Genomic DNA, 20148 nt, shown 5'->3' on the forward strand with positions numbered 1-20148 from the left:
AGTTACCGAGAGTGAAACGCATCGTCAGGCGCGCCGGTCGCGTTGTGTCACGCTTCTCGGACAAGGTGCAGAAGCACTGGTTCCGCGTTCTGGGCGGCGAACGCTATGCCGTGCGGCTGCGGGAAGCCGTGCCGCTTCCGCCACCCTTCACCGGCCGGTTGATTGTCGACCTGTCCGTGATCAGCCGGAACGATGCAGGCACGGGCATACAGCGCGTGGTCCGTGCCATCGCGTCGCATCTGGCGCAGCTTCGCCAAACCGCGCCGGTTGCGATCCTGTTCGTCGAGTATGCCGAGGGTCGCCATTTCCGCCTTGAGCTTGGCGAGGATGGCTATGTCTCTACCGGCGAGAAGATCGACTACCGCGCCGGCGACATGTTCCTCGGGCTCGACTTTGCACTCGATTCCCTGTGGCAGATGCGCGGGGAACTTGCGCGGATGCGGCAGGAGGGGGTCGGCTTCTGGTTTCTGGTGCACGATTTCCTGCCCCTCACACAGCCGCGCTGGTTCTCGGCGCCGACCGTCCTGCGGTTCGCCAACTGGTTGGCAATCATGGCCGGAACGGCGGACGGCTTCTTCTGTGTCTCGGCGCCGGTCGCCCGGCAATTGCCCGGCGTCATGCATCACCGCGCAGGCATTGCCGCGTGTCCCCCGGCCGTGGTCATTCCCATGGGGTGGGATCTGTCCGGCAGCCGTCCGTCCCGCGGTCTCCCCGAGGGGTTTGCGGAGCTTCTGGAACGATTGACCGGCGCACCCGTCCTTCTCCAGGTCGGAACGATCGAGCCCCGCAAGGGCCATGCCGACAGTCTTGCAGCGATGGAGATGCTCTGGGCCAAGGGGTCGCAGGCGCGGCTTCTGCTGGTGGGAAGCGCGGGCTGGAAGATGGACAAATTCATCGCGCGGCTCGAAGGTCATCCGGAGTTCGGTCGCCGGCTGTTCTGGACCAACCGGGTCAGCGACGAGGCCCTCGACCAGCTCTACGCGGCCTGCACCGGGATGATCTTCCCCAGCCTTGCGGAGGGCTTCGGCCTCCCCATCGTCGAGGCTCTCGCCCACGGCAAACCGGTTCTCGCCCGCCGCCTCGACGTGTTCGAGGCGTTGGAGGGCCGCGGCGTGACGTTGTTCGATGCCGACGCCTCGGCAGCGACGCTTTCCGCCGAAATCGCGCGCTGGCTCGAGGGTCCGGCCCTCGAACCTCTGCCCGCCATCGATCACCATACCTGGAACGACACCGCGACCTTCATTCTGGATCATCTGCTCCGGCAGCGGAGTTTCTCGGGCTTCGCGCGAGAGAGCGACGATGAGGCACGCTCCGGCAAACTTGTTCCTGAGCCGGGCGCGGGAGTCTGCTAGTTCTTCCAGCGTGATCGATCGCGTGGAACGTGCTGGCGGCACGATGTCGGGCCTGAGGGCTGAATGGATGGATCGGGAGAGTTCGGATGTACGAGGTTTCGGCGCCTTTTCTCTTCGGATTGAAGGACAGTGACGACGACGTCATGGTGCGAATGGCCGATTGGGGGATCAGGAAGGACTACTTCTCGGACTCACATTGCCTGATGACGGACACACCGGGCGCGTGGATCGAAATCGAACAGATCGAAGGGGCTGCGGCGATCGAGCTGGCTTGCCATTCGTGGTCCGGTCGCCTGGAGCTTTCCAGCGGCGATGAAACTCTCCAGATCGACGCCTTCTCGCAGCAGCATGTCTTGCGCCGGTTTCCTCTGCCAGGGCAGGGTCGCAGGAAGGTTGCGATCAGGCTTCTTGAGGAGACTTCGTCAGATCTCGGAAGGCAGATCTGGTTTCGGCGCCTGCTTTTTGCCGAAAGGCCTGGCTGGCTGGCCCGCACGGTTTGGGCATCGCCGAGCGTCAAACTCGTTCATGGCGATCACGGCCATTTCCTGACGTTGGCGAACGACAGCGTGATCTCGCATTCCATCGCCACTTCCGGCTTCTGGGGAAGCGACCAGATCGAAGCCTTCCGGCGTCATGTGCGCCCCGGTGATTGTGCAATCGATATCGGGGCCAATCTCGGCCACCATTCCGTCGTGCTCGGGCAGCTTGTCGGGCTGACGGGCCGCGTTCTGGCCTTCGAACCGCAGAAGCGGGTCTTCCGGTTGCTGATGGGCAATCTGGCCCTCAACGGCCTCGATCATGTCGAGGCTTGGGATGTTGCCCTGGGCGACGTCGAAGGCACGGCCATGATGATGCATCCGGGCTACGATGATCCCGAAGAGTGCTGGAATGTCGGCAGCCTTGGCATTCACACCGAGCATTCCGGACCGGCCGAGGGTGCGACCCGTCTCGGGAAACCCGAGCGGGTGCAGATCCGGCGGCTGGATGACATCCTCGCCGGACAGCCCGTCCACTTCATCAAGTCCGATGCACAAGGGTATGATCTCCTCGCGCTCGAGGGAGGGCGGGAGAGCATCACCCGTTGGAAGCCGGCAATACTGGTCGAGATCGCTCCTGAACTCTCCCGCGCGAGGGGCGTGGATTATCGCGACCTCTACCGGTTCCTGCTGGACCTGAACTACCGCTTGTTCACCGCCGATACCTTCGAGCCCATGCCCGAACCCCGCTTATGGGATGGAGAAGCGGGGCGCGAGTGGGATGTTCTGGCATTGCCCGAAGGATACAGTCCTCAGTGAGCCTCGAGCTATTTTGCTTTTCTGAGAACAACAAGTAATACAGCAATCATTATTGATATGCTGCCTTGTCGAAACTAGGTTTTCCTCAATGCAATATCGTGGAAACCGTTTTTCTCCAAGGCGAACCCCACGACTTTGAACTTTCCTTCTGAAACGAGTTCATTGACAGCCTGTATGACGCCATATCGTACGTTCAGAAACTGGTCAAAATGTGTGTAGTCGTTGAATATTGCAATCGAACCACTCTTTAGCAAGCGATGAGCTTGGATGCCGTCGGCTTTGACACCTTCGTAGTCGTGCGCGCCATCGATGTAGATAAAGTCGAAGACTTTCGAGCACTGCGGCAGCGTCTCGCCGCTTAAGCCCTCGTGGAGATGAAGCTCTGAAACCAACGGTGAAATTCTTCGCTCGAAGAATTCACGTTGTGTCAACCCTCGGAATAATTCTTCGCTCGGCGTTCCCCAGTGCATCGGCGTGTGATGCATTTCAAAAAGATCGAAGGCGTCAAACGCGTATGCACCGGATTCCTTGATCATGTATTCGGAGAAATCGCCCAAAGCCACGCCGATTTCTGCTAAATGGGCAGCCTTCGGCAAGAAGGCTTTGGCCATATCGAACCGATTAGAAAATAATCGCGCGCTCTCCAACTGATCTTCGACCAGAGGTATTGTGGGAATTTCTAATGCCATATGGATATCCGTTCATGTGCCTTATCAACTCTCAGGAGATACCCTGTTGTGCAACAAGATCAACCCTATGGCATTTCCACCGTCAAAATTCTTCAAGATTTTTCTAGGTTTAAAAGGTTCTCATACTCCTCCGAAGCCAGCACTTCGGCAGCGACCATCCTGCGGCTCATCGCGCCGCTCTCGATTGAATCGAAATAGGCACCGAAACCGTTCTCCTCGTGCTCGCGTCCGAGAACGAGGCGGAACAGTTGCTTGACGAACTCCGCCGTGCTCACCGGGCTCCCGATCAGCAGGGCAATCACGGGATGATCGAGGCCGAGCCTCTCCGGCCCCTGCGTCTCGCGCGGATTGTCGGAAACGGTGCGCGCCATGGCAAGCTCGCATATCGCGGACTTGATGTGGAGGCCCGCGGCAAGCCGGGCCGGGGAACGCTGGACCTCGGGCGAATGCGACAGCCGCTCCAGGATCTTCATCAGCCCCAGCTTGTTGACCTCGCTTACCCAGTAATCGAGATCGGCGTCGGACTGGTCGCCTATGAAAGGCCATTTGAGCAGGGCCTTGAGGATTGCCCGGTCGTCGTCGTTGCGGCGGTTCCGCAGCTCGCTCCAGAGCATGGCGCCATGCACGGTGGCCTCCAGCCGGTCCGACCAGGAGGCTAGCGGGGCGCAGTCCTGCGCGTCCTCGGCGTGGATATCCCGGGCCGGGAGGACCGAATGGACGATTTCGGTCAGCTGCGCCCGGTAGGATTCCGAACAATACGCGGTGCGCGCCAGCATCGCGCCGACGCGGTCGACGGAGCGTTCCACGAAAGCCTCCCGGCTGAACTGGGCGGCATATTCCTTCACCCGCGCGTGCCATTCGGCCATGGCGAAGGTGCCCGAATCCGTCGCGACCCTGCCTTCGCGATACTCCGCCACGAAGCGATCCAGGGCAGTGTTGATCGAGCGCGCATCGCCCGCCTTGAAACCGAGCGCGAGTCCGCCCGATATCTCCGGCAGTGCCCCCGCATCCGAGCACAGTACCGGCACGCCGTGGCTGAGGGCCTCGACCAGCGGCATCCCGAAGCCTTCGTGGAAGGAGGGAAGCACGAATGCGTCAGCGGCCTTGATGACCTGCGTCAGCATGGCACTCGAAAGGTTGAGGAGGATGTCGACCTCGATCCGCCCCTTGAGCTGTTCTGCCATTGCGAACAGGCTCGCGAGATAAGCCGGATCGGAATGTTCCTCGAACCCGGCCAGCGTTATGGACAACGGCATCTGCGACGCTTCCGACCGACCCCCGAGCGCCTCGAGGACCGGGAGGATGCCCTTGGCCGGCACGAAGCGGCCGCAATAGGCCAGCCGGATCGGGCGGTCTGCCGATGGAACAGGACGCACCGGCCCCACGGTCGCAGCGGCATTGGGGCCGAAAAGCGGGACGACGCTGACGCTTCGCGCGAGCCCGTAGCTGCGCAGCTGGTCGGCGGAGAACTGCGAGGCCGCAAAATGCTCGTCGGCGAGGCGGAGCAGCTCGATCTGCTGATAGGAGCGGTGAATCAGCGCTTCGGCCGCGCGTGGCAGGTATTGCGGCTGGGTGACGTTGTGGAAGAACACGCTGACCCACGCATCCCGCCGCGCGAAGGCCAGCGCCTGATGCATCGGGCTGTAGATGCCGAAATGGAAGAGGTAGCAGTCCGACACCAGAAAATGCTCATGGTGCAGGATGTCCTTCCACTCTCCGAGCGGCACGATCCGCGGATCCGGGATGTTCGACGCGGCGCAGAATACCCGCGCATCGATGTTGCGCCGTTCCCGCCGGGCAATCCGGTCGATCGCCTCGAGCTCGGCGAGGATGGTCTCGCTGATGGCGTCGCCCGCATTGACGATCCCGGAGACGAACGAAACCTTCTGGGTATAGTTACCTGCCGGCATGTCCGACCTCCTCGCCAGAACCGCTCGCCGACTGTTGAGCCAGCACACCCCGAAGACCCTCCAGCGTGCGCTGGACCACGATGTCGTCCTCGAAATGGCGCAGGAAGCGCTCGCGCCCCGCATCCCCCATGCGCAGCCGCAACTTGCGATTGGAAACCAGCCGGTGGAGGGCCGATCGCACCGCCGCAGCCGTCTTCTTCGAGCAAAGCAGCCCTGTTTCGCCGTCAACGACGATGTCGGGTACGCCGCCGGCCTCGAGGGCCACGACGGGCAGGCCGTATCGCAGCGCCTCGACGTAGATGATGCCGAAGCTCTCGTAGCGCGACGGAACACAGAACACGTCCGCGGTCTGGTAGAGTTCGGCCAGCTCGGTTTCCGCCAGTTCGCCGTGGAAGGTGATGCGTGAGCCACACTCGGGGTGTTCCGACAGGAACCGCTCCTTGATGCTGCGCGCCGGATCATCGGCATAGCTGTCGCGCCCGACGACATCGACGGCGATGTCCAGCCCCTCCTCGAGGAGCGACACCGCAGCAGACAGCAACAGATCGACACCCTTGCGCTGTTCGAGCCTGCTTACATAGAGGATCCGCACCGGCCCCTTGGCCGATGCACGATGCTTGCGGGCGCGGTCAACCTGCGGGGCCGGGAGGTCGGCGATGCCGTGGGGTGCCCGGAACCACTGGTTCGAGAGTTCGATGCCGAAGGATTCCTCGAGATGCCTGCCGCTCGCCTCGCTGTTGAGGTGGAAGGCTTTGGCGCTGCCAAGGTAGACCTCCTCCAGCAGGGTCAGTTCGCGCGTGGTGTCGCGGTCGAGATGCCGTCCCTCGATCTCTGCAAAGGTTCGGAAGCTGGTATTGGTGGAGACCACAGTGAAGAGCGACCGGTCGAGAGTGCAGAACAGCCCCTCCTGATCCCAGACCGGCGCGATCACCGCATCGACGTAGCGGTCGCGGCGAATGCGCAGGACTTCCGCGTGCGCGGCCCGAGCCCATGCGATGTTGAACCGCGCCGCACCCGAGCGCGGTTCTCCCAGGGATTCCCTGACCCCCGCAGGCGCCTGCCCGGCTGCGATATCGGCCTCGCTGAGCCCGCGTATCCAGACTCCGTCCTCGAACTCGACGGTCGACGGCGTGTCGACCATGGTGATCAGGTGCACTTCGTGGCCGTGGCGGGCAAAGCCGCGCGCCAGATCCCAGATGTAACGGGCAATCCCACCCGGCGAACGGCGCGGAAGCCAGCGCGACACGAGGCAGATTGTAAGGCGGCCATTTGCCGGTGTGAGGGTTTTGAAGCGGGCAAGCGCTTCAGGACGTGCCGGACCGATGGTCGTGCTTTTCCGTTCCTGCGAGATCGCCCGTTCGCGTCCGTCCTTCTTGCCACGCTTTACGTCTGCAACGAAGCGGTCATACTCGAAGCGGCTGATCCCGCGCTCGTCGAGCTGCCAGCGCGCGCCATCAAGCAGTTCCTGCGTCCACTTGTCGCATTCGTTCATCACTTCTGCCAGGTCGCCGCCGTTGCGCCGCCAATCGGACAGGCAGACGTAATATTTGTTCTTCACCACCGGGTATGGGTAGGTCAGGATCTTCCGCTCGTCGCGGGTCACGCCCGAGGCGAACTTGTGATGCACACTGGCGCCTGAATCGATGAACCGGATGCGCAGGCCCAGTTCGGAGATGCGACGACAGACCTCGGACTCGTCGAGGAAGTATTCGATCTCCTCGTCGAATCCTCCGATTTCGATAAGCGCATCTCTGCGGAAGCTGCTCGAGGCCCCGAGGATGTGGGGGATGGTCTGCGAGTCCCTGAAATTGAAAGCCCACAGCGGCGGCTTCCATTCGAAATTGGGGTTGTAGAAGCGGTCGATGAGGAAGGGGTTCATCTGCCATCGAAAACCCGTGAAATCATAGACCCGGGTTCCCACCCCGCCGACATCCGGCTCGGCATAGCCGGACACGATGTTGGCAATCCAGTCGGGTTCGGCGAAGGCATCGTCGTCGAGGAACAGGACATACTCGCCCGATGAAGCCCTGATGCCTGTATTGCGCGATTTCGACAGGTTGGCTTCGGCGATACGCTCGACCACCAGATCGCCCCGATACTGGCTGATCACGTTTTCGGTATCGTCGTCCGAAGGGCCGTTGACCACGACCACCTCGAAGTTCGAGTAGTTCTGATACCTTAGGGATCGCAGGCTCTTGCGCAACAGAGGCGCACGGTTGAGCGTGGAGATGACGACACTGACCGGTGGCTCAGCTCCCGCGTCGCCCACATTCTTGCCCATGCCGTCTCCACCATGAATAGCGATTGATAGGGATCGGCTCGGACCCTGCGATTTGCGTCCGCCACCCCGCGGCAGGCCTTACGTCAGACAAAACAAAGCTGTAAACCGATTTCTGAACTAGGTTAGGCTTGTGCGGCACAATAAGTAATTTGCCCCATCAGACGCATGCCACGCCCTTACAGATGTGGTATAGGCGTCGGGCTACACTGCGGTAATCGTGCTGGTCGCGCCACCGGGCGGCTTGCTCGGCAATCTGGGCGGCCTGTCGGGTGTTGGAACGGATCGCACCCAAGGCCGCATCGATGCCGTCGGCAAGTGCCTGCTCGCTCAGGCCTGGCAGCCGGAAAACGGCTCCCTCGAGATCGTCGAAGATCGGTAGCGGCGTGACGGCCACGGGGCGTTCCACCGCCATCCCGTACCGCACGGCGCCGCTCGCGGATTCGGCCGTCCGCTGATAGGGAAACACCACGAGGTCGCTGTCGCTGAGAAGGGCGAGGCTCTCCTCGTCTGCCAGAAAGCGGTGGTGAAGCTCGACGTGCGAAGCCAGTCCGAGCTCATCGACCCGCCGCCTGATCGTGTCGATCACCTCGGCCGAAATCGGGTTCGGGTATTCGGCGTTGACCATCCGCAGCCGCATCGGGCGTCCGCGATCGTGCAGCAGGCGAAGCGCGCCAAGGATTTCGGGCAGGCCCTTCTGGGGTAGGGCGAAGCCATAGGTGGCGATCACCGGTACCTTGTTGTCCCCGCGCGGCGGAGGCGTTTCGCGGCGGAGCACCCCGTGCGGAAACAAGGCAACGTTGTCGACCAGCCCCAAGTCCTTCAGGCGGTTAAGATCGTCGATCGCATGAACGAGGATCCGATCGCACCGCGACAGCCCGGGTGCGAGCCAGGCGAGGTTGTAATTCGCGACGTCGGCCTCGTCGGGCGGATCGATGGTGGAATGCAGGATGACCACGACGGCCTTGCCGATGGCCTTTGCCTGCGAGATGAACCGCGTCAGGTCGGCGTGGTTGTAGAACCCGTAATTGAACTGAATGACAAAGACATCGCAGTCCTCGGCGTCAGGGTGGGCGAGGACCCGCCAGAGCTCTGAATTCGACTTGCCCAGCCGCCAGGACCGCAACGAACCGTCCGGACCGATCAGGCGTTCCTCGTTGGCGGGAGAGAACACGCGGACCTCGCCCGGCATGGCATCGACAAGGTGCTGCGAATAGGTCGCGATGCCGCAACGGCTGTGCCACGTGCTGATCCACCCGGTCCTCGGGTTGCGCCGCGGTTCGGCGGGCAAGGTGGTAGCGGCGGCAGTCAGCCGCTGCGCGACGTGGCGCCACGTGTGTCGCGCCATCAACTGTTCGCGCCCGCGGGCGGCCATTGCCCCGCGGGTCTCGGGATCGACCGCGTAGGCTTCGCGCAACGCCTTCGCCAGGTCCGCGACATTGACCCGTGCCCAGGCCGAGGACCACAAGCCGAAATGCGACCGCGCCCGTTCGAAACGGAAGTCAACCAGCCAGCTGTTGCCCGGGTTGCAGAACTCCAGCTGCCCGCCCCAGGCAGTGGTGATCACCGGGAGCCCTGAAAGCATGGCTTCCGCAAAGGGCAAACCAAATCCTTCGGCAAAGCTTGGTCCGACGAGCACATCGCACTGCTCGTAGATCGCCTTGAGCTGTTCCTCGGGAAGGTCCGCGACAATCAGGACGACGTGCGGGAAGCGCGGATTGCGGGCCTGCATGGCCGCGAGCATTTCCCGGACTTCGTTGTGCGGATTGTCGAAGGTCTTGATCACCAAGCTGACGTCATCGTCGATGGTGAAGGCCGCTTCGAAGGCGGCCAACAGGGCGTCGACTCCTTTGCGCGGAAAGCACGCCGAGACGTGCAGAAAGCGAAATGCGCGCGCCTCGACGACGTAATCGGGGTCGGCGGTGATGCGATCCCAGTGATCGACACCGTTTCCGGTCACCGCGATCGGCACGCTCACCCCGTTGTCGACCATGATCTTGGCCACGTGCCGCGACAAGGCCGACATAAAGGTCAGGTTTTCGTTGAAATCCGTCACCCAGCCTTGCGGGAAACCCGATTCCTCCCAAGCATAGTGGTGCAGTGCATTGATCGGTGCGCGCATGTCGGCGACGCGGGGCGGATAGAGCAGGCGGCTGGTCGCAAAGCTGCGGGACTGTCCGGTCTTGCCGGCTTTCTTCGCCATCGCCGCGAGGTCGGGATTGGCCGCGAGGAAATCGGGATCGGGCGCAAAGTCGCCCGGACCTTCGGTGCTGAAAAGCGCGACATCCCAGCCCAGGTCCGCCATGGCACGCGCGGTCTCGCGATTGACGAGGGCCAAGCTGTAACTGCTGTCAAATGGCCCCTCGATCCGCCACGTCTTGCCGGCGGGAGAGAAGTTGGTGGCAGATTTGGCGACCAGTTCGGCCTCCGCCGCGGCAAGGCAGCGCGCCAGTGCCTCGAGATCGCCCTCGGGACATTCGTCCAGCGCGACCCGGTCGGCCACATGGGCGGCCATCCGCGAGGCTGACGCCAAGCGCTGGCGCGGCGCAGCCCGCCCGGACAGGCCGGCTTCGATGGCCTTGACGGTCCGCTCCGCGACCTTGCTCCAGCTGAACTGGCCGGACTGACGAAGGGCATGATCGCGCGCCGCACGCCACGCCTTCTCGTCGGTGAGCAGGCCCTCGATCATGCGGGCGATGGCTGAAGGATCATGCGGATCGAAGGCATAGGCGCTCGAGCCGATCACCTCCGGAATGCCCGTCACGCCGGATCCGATCGTCGGGCAGCCGCATGCCATAGCTTCGAGCGCCGGAAGACCGAAGCCTTCATGGAACGAGGGGAACACGAAAAGGCGGGCCGAGCGATACAATTGCGAAAGCTCGGCATCGGGCACGAAGCCCGCGAGCACGACATCTCCCTTCGCCAAACCCAGACCGGCAGCCAGGGCAAGCAGCTCGTCGCGCGCCTCGGCGGTGCCCCCGCCCACCAGCACCAGCTGATGCCCCTTTCGCAGGTCCTCGGGAAGCTGCGCGAATGCTCGGACCAGCCCGTCGAAATTCTTTCGCGGCTCGATCGCGCTGGTATGCATGATGAAGGGCCGGTCGATGCCGAAACCTTCGAGCAGGTCGGCCGATGGCGCGCCGTCCGGATGAAAGATTGCAGGGTCGAACGCCGCCGAGATGGTGGCAATGCTTTCAGGCGTGAAGTCGAGGAATCGCAGTCCCTCGCCGCGAGAGGATTCCGAGTTGGCGAGAAGCAGGTCGGCCTCTTCGACCTGAGCGATACGGTCGAAGTACCAGTTGCGCGCCTTGTCCCACGACAGATACTGATCGACATCGAACAGCGGGATCAGGTCATGCAGGATCACCGCCTTGAGATACGATCCGCGAGGATCGCTCAGCGAGAGGCTGGTTCCGTCGATGAACCCCTCCACCGCTGAGCCGACCAGCAGCGCATCGCAGCCTGCCTCGCCGACGAAGGCCTCGTAAGCGGCCTGCGACAGCCGCCAGCGGTGAAGGTTGGCCGTCACCTCGAGCCGGGTGTTCTGAATTCCAGGGAATACGAGAACCCGATCCGCGCCGATCCTGTTGCAGGCGTGAGCGAAGGCTTCTTCGAATGTCTCGCTCATCGCAGCGTTGAGCAGTGCGAAAAGCTCGACGCCCTCGTGCGCCGCGAGCGCGTCGAACAGGCTTCTGACATAACGTCCGATGCCCCGGTGGCGGCTCTCGTTCTGCAGGGCCTGAAGATCGAAGAGCAGCTTCACGCGCCCGCGCCTCTAACCGCGGCAGACCGACGGAGGACATCGAGCAGCTCCCGCTCTTTGCTGTCGAGGTCTACGGGAAGCGTGTTCTGGTCCAGATTCAGGGAAGCAGGAGAAGCAACGGGGCGGGCGACCGACCCGCCAGTCGGTCCGGAGGGGACGTAAGGAGCCAGTCCGCCCCAGTTTCCGCCCGTTTGCCCCCCCAGTTGCCTCATGGCGTCGAAAAGCACCAGATTCTGGTCGCGCAGGCGGCCCACCTCGTTGGCAAGCATGCGCAGTCGCCGATGGGTTGCCCCATTTCCTTCCTCGCCGGTGAACAGCCGTACGACCGCTCCGAGCAATGGGATTGTAGACCAGCGATGCCGCTTTATCGCCCGATCGAGGCCGGCAACGCCGGGAATGAAGTTGCGCCCTTCCGCCGAGCGGCGCAGTTGCTTGAGGATCGCCAGCTTGTGCGTTCCGGCACGCAGTTGCGCGAGGTAATGGGCCTCGCCCTCCGGATCGGGCGCGCGGCCCAGAACGGCTTGGTACGCCACGGCGATGAAGCGCCGGTCGTCGGGAGCCGTCAGCCGCGGGACGGTGGTGATCGGTTCATCGTTCTCCAGCATCAGTTACCCCTGTCGTCGGTGCCGCGCGGGCGACTTACATCATTCTGGAATAATTTGACAATTTCCACGGCGACCTCGCCTCTCGCATCCGCATGCCGGCGTTCCGGATGCGTCAGGCCATGATTTCGGCGTAGTGTTCGTAGGCTGCATCGACTGAATCGAACTCCGTCAGCTGACCGTTGGCGAGCACCGCCGCCCGCTGGCAATGGGCCCGGACGAATTCGGGGTCGTGCGACACGATGATGCGCGACCGGTCCGCGCGCTTGACGAACAGCTCCTCGTGACACTTCGCCTGGAACCTGCTGTCCCCCACAGCCACGATCTCGTCGATGAGGTAACAATCGAAATCTATGATCATCGAGGTGGCGAAGGCGAGTCTCGCGCGCATCCCCGAGGAGTAGGTGCGCAGCGGCTCCTTCAGGTAGACCCCCAGCTCGGTGAAGTCCTCGACGAAATCCAGGCAGGATTGGGGATCGACGCCGTAGATGCGACAGATGAACTTGAGGTTGTCCAGTCCCGTCAGAGCGCTCTGGAAGCCACCGCTGAAGGCCAGCGGCCAGGACACGCTCATCGTGCGCTCCACCGTGCCGCTGTCGGGCAGTTCCGCGCCGCTGATGATGCGCACCAGGGTTGACTTGCCAGCCCCGTTGCGGCCGAGGATGCCAATGGCGTCGCCCCGCCCCAGGGTCAGGCTCACCCCGTCGAGGATCCGTGCAGGACCCGCGGACGTATCGTAACTCTTTCGGACGTCGGCGAGGCGGATCATTCAGGCCTGACCTTGCCCGAGATCGCCCGCACGCGAAGCAGCCCGGCGATTGTCAGCGCTGCGTTCCAGGTTGCCATGTAGGCGAGATCGTAACGCGGGGTGATCTTCGAACCGAAGAAGCCTTCCCGGAGATATTCGACACCGTGCACCATCGGGAAGAGCAGCACGGCACTCTGGAAAGAGGGCGGCAGGCTGTTGACCAGGAAGGCGGCGCCCGAGAGCGGGAACAGGAGGTAGGCGGCGGGGTGCCAGAATTTCTCGACCACCTCGCTCGACCATGAAAGGGCGCCAAGGAACAGCGCGAGACCTGCGCCGAACCAAGCCAGCATCAGCCATGCTGCCGCCACTGTTACGACGTCTTCGGGCAGGGTTAGCCATTCGAGACCCCAGAACAGGAGGATCAACCCTACGAACGAGATAGTCGTGCCCACGGCTTCAAGGGCTATTCGCGCCGCGAAGACATCGAGCAGACGCACGTTGCGATGGTAGAGCAGGGGGAGGTTCGGCTCGATCGCGGAAATGCACCGCGAGGGCATCGAGCGCCACAGGAGAATGCTTGAATAGCCGGTCACCCCGAATGCGACAATCGGCAGGGACGAATGGGACCCGAGTTTGGCGACCGACCACAGCGCGGTCACCCCGAGCGTGAACAGCATCGGCTCGGCGAAGAGCCACAGGAAGCCGATGTTGTGGCGTCCGTAGCGCGTGAGAATCTCGCGCATCAGCAGGGCCCCGAGGACCCTGCGCTGGATCGTCCAGGACTGGGAAATGGGAAGATCGGTCATGAGAACCTAGTTGCGGTGTTCCCTGACCCCGGCCAGCAGCATTGTCAGAATACCCCAGGCCACCAGACCGATGATGAGTGTAGCGAGAATGCCGCGGATGCGGCGCGGTTCGAGCGCATCGTCGGGCAGGCTCGGCTGTGCGACCCTCTCGATATAGGCGACCTGCCGGCGCGCCTCGTTGCGCGCATCCTGCAGCGCCGCCAGCGAAAGGCCGAGTTGCTGGTCAGCAAATTCGCGCTGCACCTGGAGGCGCTGATACTCCGCCGCCGTTTCCGACAGGGACCCGTCGCTTCCGGCGATTGCGCCGAGTTGCTCCTTGATCGCTTGTTCGAGCCCGGCGATCCGCACCCTGAGGACCGGGATCTGGGGGTTCTGTGCAGCTACCCGCGACAGCTGCAGCAACTGCATCCGGGCTCCGATCAGTTCGTCCTGCAGCTTCGAGATCATCTGCAACTGGACGGTGGCCTGACGCTCGGGGTCGATCACACCCTTGCGATTGCGGTAGTTCGACAGCTCCAGCGCCGCCGCCGAGGCTTGGGCCTTCGCTTCCTCGGCCTCCCGCTCGGCATAGCGGACAAGATCCTCGCTGCCCCTGCTATTGAGGGCGTTGACGAGCTGTTCGGACCGCTCGAGCAGGCGGGCATTGATGGCCTGCGCATCTTGCGGCCGGAAGGCGCGGGCGGTCAACGTGGTGATCCCGGTTTCCGCGTCGTATTGCGCATCAACCTTGCCACCGTAGTACTGGTAGAGATCCTCGAAAGACCCGGACCACCCGAGCGGGTTGAAACGATCAAAGATCGAGACGCTGTCCGAGCCCCAAGCGTTCCTTGCGAATTCGTCCTTGTTGATGGCGCGCAGCGCGTCCCGGGATTCGATGAAGCCCTGCGCCGCCCGCACTTCCTCGCTCGCCGTCGAGAACCCGGCGCTTCCGAGCAGCATCCCGATGCCGCTCTTCTGCGGCTTTTCCGGGCTGCGCACGACATAGCGGCTTTCCGAAACGTAGACGTCCGAGGCAAGGAAGCCAAAATAAAGCGTGGCGAGCACCGTCGGGATCACCACCGTGAGCCAGAACAGCGGACCCGCGTGTTTCAGAGCGTCGCCGGCACGGGTCAGCATCCCCGGCCGGCGTGCCGCCGGCGCGTCCTGAGCGGCTGCCTCGCTTGAACCCGTGTCTTTGAAGGCCACGATTTCCGAGGAACGCGCCGTCGTATCTGGCATTGGCTTCATTAGTTTCGGCACCCTTGGTAGACGCCCTCAACGTCGATAATCGTGCTTTCGCCACCGCGTGCTGGCTGCCGGCGACCCTAGTGACCGCCGCTAGCGGCTTTCGTCTCGCGCGGTCAACCGAGGTTGAACGCGACTTCGATCGGCCCGCCGCACGCGAGAGGCGATACAACCTTTGCACCGCCGCCGATAGACTGCTTGAGCATCTTCCTGAAATTCGTGGCGGTTTTTGCATCCGGTACGGACCGGGAATTCGGTTCGCGGACGCCGCGCCCTTTGACAGCGAGGGGCTGCAATGGCAAGGGCACCGCTCGAAGTGGCGTTGCAAGCTCCCCGGAGCAGGTGCAGCGCGCCCACCTTATGGACACCCCCAGATGAATGCTCTCCACTTCGGTCGAACCTTGGCCTTGTCCGCTTTCGGACTGGTGCTCGCGTCGTGCCAGGCCTTCGGACCGAGCACGGACGATATCACAAGTGCCACGACCCTGCGCGTCGCCCCGAGCGAAGCGCCGGTTGCGATCGAGGTGATCAAGGTTGACGGGAATACTGCCCGAGCCCTTCCGGCATCGCGGCCGGCGCCGACCTTCGCCGAGGCATTCGGCGAGGCCAGGCCGGTTGGCACCATCGTCGATGTCGGCGATGCCGTTGAAGTCACCATCTGGGAAGCCCCCCCGGCAACCCTGTTTGGCGGTGCCATCGCGGATACCCGTATCGGCACCGCCATCGGCACGGCGCGTCCCACGACCTTGCCCGAACTTCTGGTCGGACCTGAGGGAACGATCTCGGTCCCCTTTGCCGGGGCCGTCCCGGCGCGCGGCCGCACGCTGGCCCAGATCGAGAGCGACATCGTCGCACGGCTGCGGGGGCGCGCCAACGCACCTCAGGTGCAGGTGCGCTTGCTGCGCAACGCCACGGCGACGGTCACGCTGGTCGGCGAGTTCGCCCAATCCGCGCGACTTCCCCTGACCCCGCGGGGCGAGCGCCTGCTCGATGCGCTCGCCTCGGTCGGCGGGGTCAAGCCTCCGGTCAACCTCACGACCATCCAGGTCACCCGCAACGGCGAGAACTACCGGATGCCGCTCTCGCAGATCATCGAGCGTGACGAGAACAACATCATCCTCGCGAAGGACGATGTCGTCACCGCGCTGTTCCAGCCTTACAGCTTCACCGTGTTGGGCGCAGCAGGGCGCAACGACGAGATCCGCTTCGAGGCTTTCGGCATCACGCTTTCGCAGGCGCTCGGGCGGATAGGTGGCCTGCAGGACGGGCGTGCCAATCCGCGCGGGGTATTCTTGTTCCGCTGGCGCGACCGGAGCAATCCGTCGAGCCTGCGCGACCCGGTGATCTACAGCTTCGATCTAAAGGACCCGGCAGTCTATTTCCTCGCCCAACAGTTCCGAATGGAAGACGGCGACTTCGTCTACATCACCAATTCGCCGGTGGCTGAACTCCAGCGCTTCGTCGGGATCGTGTCGCAAGCGATCCTTCCGGCGGCAACCGTGACGACCATCGCTCAGCAGCAGTAAGGCGCCTCCGCCATGCGCGACAATGATGCGCCGCTGCTGCTGGACGTCTCGCGCTTGGTGTGGCGGCGCTGGAGCGGAATGCGTGCGACCGGGATCGATCGCATCTGCCTCGCCTGGCTCGATCATTATGCGCCCAAGTCCCAGGCAGTGGTGATCCATCGCCGCGGCAAGGCGATACTCTCCTGGCGAGCCTCGCAGGCACTGTTCCGCAGCCTCCGGCGGCCGGAGCGGACGAAGCGCGATGCCGTCCGTTTCCGGCGTGACATCCTGGGTCTTGCGCTGCGCCATGGTGCTGACTTGCGCGACCGGTTCGAGGGGCGGGGTCGCCTTTGGCTCAATCCGGGCCACACCGGGCTTGATGCGCCCGGGCTGGCGGCTTGGTGTTCCCAGCGCGGCGTGCGCCCGGTTTATCTCGTGCATGACCTGATTCCGATCACCCATCCCGGATTCTGCCGCGAGGGCGAGGACGAACGCCATCGCCGACGGATGCGGACCGTGCTGGAGACGGGCGCGGGCGTGATCGCAAACAGCGCGCACACGCTCGAAACCCTGACCCACTTCGCCCAGACCCAAGCTGCAGCGATGCCCCCTTCGGCGGCGATCTGGCCGGGGACTCCGCGCCTGCCCGTGGCCGGCACCGGTCAGGCGGGCAAGGCAAGCTTCGTCGTTCTGGGAACCATAGAGGGGCGCAAGAACCACCGCTTGCTGTTGTCGGTATGGCAGGACCTGCTGGCGAGCGCCACAATTCATGAGGTTCCGGAATTGCTGATCGTCGGAAGGCGCGGGTGGCAGGCCGACGATGTCTTCGCGATTCTCGATGGAACGAATTTCAGGGGCAGTGTTCGCGAAGTCGGACCGCTCGACGACGATGGGCTCGCCCGGCTGCTGGGCGATGCACGGGCGCTGCTATTTCCCAGTTTCGCGGAAGGCTACGGGATCCCACTGGTGGAAGCGCTCGCCGCCGGTATCCCGGTGATCGCCAGCGACCTGCCGGTGTTCCGGGAAATCGGGCAGGGCGTTCCCGAACTCTTGCCTGCATCCGATCAAACGGCGTGGCGCGATGCGATCCTCGACTATGCCCGCCCTGCCAGCGTCCGCCGCGATGCGCAGATGCAGCGGATGACGGGGTTTCACGCTTACGAATGGTCTAACCACTTCGCAGACCTCGACAAATTCCTCTTGCAGCTCCAAACCGAGCCACTGTCTCGCTGATCACTGCGATCGGCGGCAACTCGTGGCAACAGGCACTACCGGCTTCCTCCTCCCAATCATTCCCGCTAAACCCTGAAGGTGCATAAGACATGGCGATGATTCATCCGGTTATCCTTTGCGGCGGTAGCGGAACTCGGCTGTGGCCGCTGAGCCGCAAGGCGCGCCCGAAGCCCTTTCTGCCGCTTGTGGGCGAGGAGACCTTGTTCGAGGCAGCAGTGGCGCGCGTGGCCGACGCTACGACATTCGCCGCGCCGATGGTGGTTGCCGGTTCAGCCCATGCGGATCTGATCGAGACCCAGTTGGGCGACGCCCCCGGCGCGCGGCTGGTGATCGAGCCGGTGGGGCGCAACACCGCCCCCGCGATCGCGCTCGCCGCAGCCCTGCTTCCGCCCGAAGCGGTGATGCTGGTCTGCCCGAGCGATCACCACATCGGCGACGTTCCCGCCTTCAGGGCCGCCGCGATTGCCGCGGCCGAACTTGCACGGAGTGGCTATCTTGTGTCTTTCGGGATCGCTGCTGACCGGCCCGAGACCGGCTACGGCTATCTCGAGCGCGGCGAGCCGCTGCTCGGCGGCTATCGTGTTGCTCGCTTCGTGGAGAAGCCTGACATCAGCACCGCGCAAGCCTACATCGCCAGCGGCAACTACAGCTGGAATGGCGGTATCTTCGCCTTCCGTGCCGGACAGCTGCTCGAAGAGCTTGCCACGCACCGGCCGGACATGGCGCGACGGGTGGCAGAGGCCGTGGCTGCGGGTCGCGAGGAGGGCAGGCGTTTCCATCCGGCGGCACAGCCCTTCGCGGCCATCGAGGGTGACTCGGTCGACTACGCGGTCATGGAGAACACCGCCAATGCTGCAATGGTGCCGGCCGACATGAATTGGTCGGACATCGGCAACTGGGCCGCCCTCGGCGATGCACTGGCGGATCGGGCCGACGCGGCAGGTAACGTCGTGCGCAGCGGAACGGTCGATCTCGCCCAGTGCCGCGGTGTGCTGGCGCTTACTGATGGGCCGCGCATTTCAGCAGTCGGCCTCACCGACATCTGCATCATCGTGTCCGAAGGCGAGGTGCTGGTCGTCTCCCGCGAGGGTGCGCAGGCAGTCGGCAAGCTGCCGGGAGCTGCGAACCAATGAGCACGCGTCGGCTCGAGACACGAATGGTCGCCAAGGTGTGGGGGTGCGACAGGCTGCCCGCACCCTTCGCCGCTCCCGCAGACGAAAGGATCGGCGAGATCTGGTTCGAGCCGCCACCCGAACTTCCGCAGGTGCTGGTCAAGTATCTCTTCACGTCGGAAAAGCTGTCGGTGCAGGTGCACCCCTCCGATGCGCAGGCCCTGCCGGGCGAAGCGGGCAAGGAGGAATGCTGGCTGGTGCTGGACGCCGAAGAGGATGCTCGCCTCGCCATCGGGTTCGAACGCGAGATGACCGTCGAGGAGATCGCCGCAGCTGCCGAAGACGGTTCGATCGAGCGTCTGATGACGTGGCACGTGGCGCGCCCTGGCGACCTCTTCTATCTGCCCGCAGGCACGGTCCATGCAATCGGACCGGGTCTCGCGCTGGTGGAAGTTCAGCAGAACTCCGACACCACTTTCCGCCTCTTTGACTATGGCCGCCCGCGCGAACTCCATCTCGAGCGGGCGCTGGCCGTGGCCGATCTCAAGCCCTACGCCCCAGAGCACACGCGCAACATAGCTGCCGGTCAGGTGCTGGTTGACGGACCGCATTTCCGGCTGGACCGGGTAGAGGGTGAGCCCGATGCTGCGACGCGGGAGGGCTTCACCGGCCCGCTAATGGCTCTGCCGCTCGCCGGCGAGGTACGTGCCGATGGCGGCATTGCCTGCGCAGGTCCGGGCGAGTGCCTCTATGCCGACAACATCGCCGGGATCGACTTTGCTGGCGCCGAAGTGACACTGCTCGTTCGAGCAGCCTGAAACCCTCAGGACAGCGCGATATCCGGCGCGTCTTCCTGCTTCATGCCGACCACATGGTAGCCGGCATCGACATGGTGGGTCTCGCCCGTCACGCCCGAGGACAGGTCGGACAACAGGTAGAGCCCCGCACCGCCGACATCCTCGATGGTCACGTTGCGGCGTAGCGGCGCGTTGTATTCATTCCACTTGAGGATGTAGCGGAAATCGCCGATCCCGCTCGCGGCGAGGGTCTTGATCGGGCCGGCGCTGATCGCGTTGACGCGGATATTGCGCGGCCCCAGGTCGTTGGCGAGATACTTGACGCTGGTCTCTAGCGCCGCCTTGGCGACGCCCATGACGTTGTAATGCGGCACGACCTTCTCGGCGCCGTAATAGGACAGCGTGAGGATCGCGCCCCCGCTTTCCGGCATCATCGCCGCGGCGCGCTGCGCGATCGCGACCAGCGAATAGGCCGAGATGTTCATGGTGTTGAGGAAGTTCTCGAGGCTGGTGTCGACATACTTGCCGCGCAGCTCGTTCTTGTCGGAATAGCCGATCGCGTGCACCACGAAGTCGATCGTCTCCCACCGCTCCCTGAGCGTGGCGAAGGCGGCGTCGAGCGATTCCATCTCCGACACGTCGCATTCGAAGGTGAAGTCGCTGCCGAGTTCGGCGGCGAGCGGGATCACCCGCTTGGCGAGTGCTTCGCCCTGGTAGGAAAAGGCGAGTTCGGCGCCCTGTTCGGCCAGCTTCTTTGCGATGCCCCACGCCAGCGACTTGTCGTTGGCGAGCCCCATGATCAGACCGCGCTTGCCTGCCATCAACCCGTTCATC

15 protein-coding genes are annotated in these 20148 nt (G+C 63.7%); 6 read left to right on the top strand and 9 right to left on the bottom strand.

Annotation, left to right across the window (positions count from 1 at the left end):
* Positions 1 to 11: 11 nt before the first annotated feature.
* Positions 12 to 1352, top strand: coding sequence for a glycosyltransferase family 4 protein (locus ACMX37_RS00275; protein ID WP_483146981.1), 1341 nt, complete (start codon positions 12 to 14; stop codon positions 1350 to 1352).
* 86 nt (positions 1353 to 1438) lie between these two features.
* Positions 1439 to 2647: an FkbM family methyltransferase gene (locus ACMX37_RS00280; protein WP_483146982.1), complete on the top strand. Its 1209-nt coding sequence runs from the start codon at positions 1439 to 1441 to the stop codon at positions 2645 to 2647.
* A 74-nt stretch (positions 2648 to 2721) separates the two neighbouring features.
* On the opposite strand, the gene ACMX37_RS00285 is transcribed toward ACMX37_RS00280, so the two are convergent.
* From ACMX37_RS00285 to ACMX37_RS00320, 8 genes are all read right to left on the bottom strand, one after another.
* Positions 2722 to 3258 (bottom strand): class I SAM-dependent methyltransferase, encoded by a 537-nt coding sequence (locus ACMX37_RS00285; RefSeq protein ID WP_483146983.1) that lies wholly within the window; start codon positions 3256 to 3258, stop codon positions 2722 to 2724.
* Positions 3259 to 3428: 170 nt separating this feature from the next.
* Positions 3429 to 5294, bottom strand: a complete 1866-nt coding sequence (locus ACMX37_RS00290) for a glycosyltransferase (protein ID WP_483146984.1) — start codon at positions 5292 to 5294, stop codon at positions 3429 to 3431.
* A complete protein-coding gene (locus ACMX37_RS00295) occupies positions 5233 to 7527 on the bottom strand; it encodes a glycosyltransferase (RefSeq protein ID WP_483146985.1) in 2295 nt (764 codons plus the stop codon). The genes ACMX37_RS00290 and ACMX37_RS00295 overlap by 62 nt, the downstream gene beginning before the upstream one ends.
* Before the next feature lie 157 nt (positions 7528 to 7684).
* The gene (locus tag ACMX37_RS00300; protein ID WP_483146986.1) at positions 7685 to 11287 is read right to left on the bottom strand and encodes a glycosyltransferase; all 3603 of its coding nucleotides are present in this window, start codon (positions 11285 to 11287) and stop codon (positions 7685 to 7687) included.
* Positions 11284 to 11892 carry a DUF4214 domain-containing protein gene (locus tag ACMX37_RS00305; protein ID WP_483146987.1) on the bottom strand — a complete coding sequence of 203 codons (609 nt, stop codon included), beginning with the start codon at positions 11890 to 11892 and terminating at the stop codon, positions 11284 to 11286. Before ACMX37_RS00305 ends, ACMX37_RS00300 begins: the two co-directional genes overlap by 4 nt.
* A 112-nt stretch (positions 11893 to 12004) precedes the next feature.
* Positions 12005 to 12658 (bottom strand): ABC transporter ATP-binding protein, encoded by a 654-nt coding sequence (locus ACMX37_RS00310; RefSeq protein ID WP_483146988.1) that lies wholly within the window; start codon positions 12656 to 12658, stop codon positions 12005 to 12007.
* Positions 12655 to 13443 (bottom strand): ABC transporter permease, encoded by a 789-nt coding sequence (locus ACMX37_RS00315; RefSeq protein WP_483146989.1) that lies wholly within the window; start codon positions 13441 to 13443, stop codon positions 12655 to 12657. The genes ACMX37_RS00310 and ACMX37_RS00315 overlap by 4 nt, the downstream gene beginning before the upstream one ends.
* A 6-nt stretch (positions 13444 to 13449) precedes the next feature.
* A complete protein-coding gene (locus ACMX37_RS00320) occupies positions 13450 to 14628 on the bottom strand; it encodes a KpsE/RkpR family capsule polysaccharide export protein (protein WP_483146990.1) in 1179 nt (392 codons plus the stop codon).
* A 56-nt stretch (positions 14629 to 14684) separates the two neighbouring features.
* On the opposite strand from ACMX37_RS00320, the gene ACMX37_RS00325 reads away from it, so the two are divergent.
* From ACMX37_RS00325 to ACMX37_RS00340, 4 genes are all read left to right on the top strand, one after another.
* Positions 14685 to 16193, top strand: coding sequence for a polysaccharide biosynthesis/export family protein (locus ACMX37_RS00325; protein ID WP_483146991.1), 1509 nt, complete (start codon positions 14685 to 14687; stop codon positions 16191 to 16193).
* A 12-nt stretch (positions 16194 to 16205) separates the two neighbouring features.
* A complete protein-coding gene (locus tag ACMX37_RS00330; protein ID WP_483146992.1) occupies positions 16206 to 17405 on the top strand; it encodes a glycosyltransferase family 4 protein in 1200 nt (399 codons plus the stop codon).
* Between the two features lie 89 nt (positions 17406 to 17494).
* Positions 17495 to 18538 carry a mannose-1-phosphate guanylyltransferase gene (locus ACMX37_RS00335; RefSeq protein WP_483146993.1) on the top strand — a complete coding sequence of 348 codons (1044 nt, stop codon included), beginning with the start codon at positions 17495 to 17497 and terminating at the stop codon, positions 18536 to 18538.
* A complete protein-coding gene (locus tag ACMX37_RS00340; RefSeq protein ID WP_483146994.1) occupies positions 18535 to 19335 on the top strand; it encodes a class I mannose-6-phosphate isomerase in 801 nt (266 codons plus the stop codon). Before ACMX37_RS00335 ends, ACMX37_RS00340 begins: the two co-directional genes overlap by 4 nt.
* A gap of 5 nt (positions 19336 to 19340) precedes the next feature.
* Here ACMX37_RS00340 and fabI read toward each other — a convergent pair whose 3' ends face one another.
* Positions 19341 to 20147 carry an enoyl-ACP reductase FabI gene (gene fabI, locus ACMX37_RS00345; RefSeq protein WP_483146995.1) on the bottom strand — a complete coding sequence of 269 codons (807 nt, stop codon included), beginning with the start codon at positions 20145 to 20147 and terminating at the stop codon, positions 19341 to 19343.
* Position 20148 lies beyond the last annotated feature (1 nt).

Source organism: Porphyrobacter sp. THAI-01a, assembly GCF_056868655.1.

Excerpts from the sequence above, each read along its gene's own strand:
- ACMX37_RS00280 (WP_483146982.1), top strand. The coding sequence starts at position 1,439 with ATGTACGAGGTTTCGGCGCCTTTTCTCTTCGGATTGAAGGACAGTGAC.
- ACMX37_RS00285 (WP_483146983.1), bottom strand. The coding sequence starts at position 3,258 with ATGGCCAAAGCCTTCTTGCCGAAGGCTGCCCATTTAGCAGAAATCGGC.
- ACMX37_RS00295 (WP_483146985.1), bottom strand. The coding sequence starts at position 7,527 with ATGGGCAAGAATGTGGGCGACGCGGGAGCTGAGCCACCGGTCAGTGTC.
- ACMX37_RS00305 (WP_483146987.1), bottom strand. The coding sequence starts at position 11,892 with ATGCTGGAGAACGATGAACCGATCACCACCGTCCCGCGGCTGACGGCT.
- ACMX37_RS00310 (WP_483146988.1), bottom strand. The coding sequence starts at position 12,658 with ATGATCCGCCTCGCCGACGTCCGAAAGAGTTACGATACGTCCGCGGGT.
- ACMX37_RS00315 (WP_483146989.1), bottom strand. The coding sequence starts at position 13,443 with ATGACCGATCTTCCCATTTCCCAGTCCTGGACGATCCAGCGCAGGGTC.
- ACMX37_RS00330 (WP_483146992.1), top strand. The coding sequence starts at position 16,206 with ATGCGCGACAATGATGCGCCGCTGCTGCTGGACGTCTCGCGCTTGGTG.
- ACMX37_RS00335 (WP_483146993.1), top strand. The coding sequence starts at position 17,495 with ATGGCGATGATTCATCCGGTTATCCTTTGCGGCGGTAGCGGAACTCGG.
- ACMX37_RS00340 (WP_483146994.1), top strand. The coding sequence starts at position 18,535 with ATGAGCACGCGTCGGCTCGAGACACGAATGGTCGCCAAGGTGTGGGGG.
- fabI (WP_483146995.1), bottom strand. The coding sequence starts at position 20,147 with ATGAACGGGTTGATGGCAGGCAAGCGCGGTCTGATCATGGGGCTCGCC.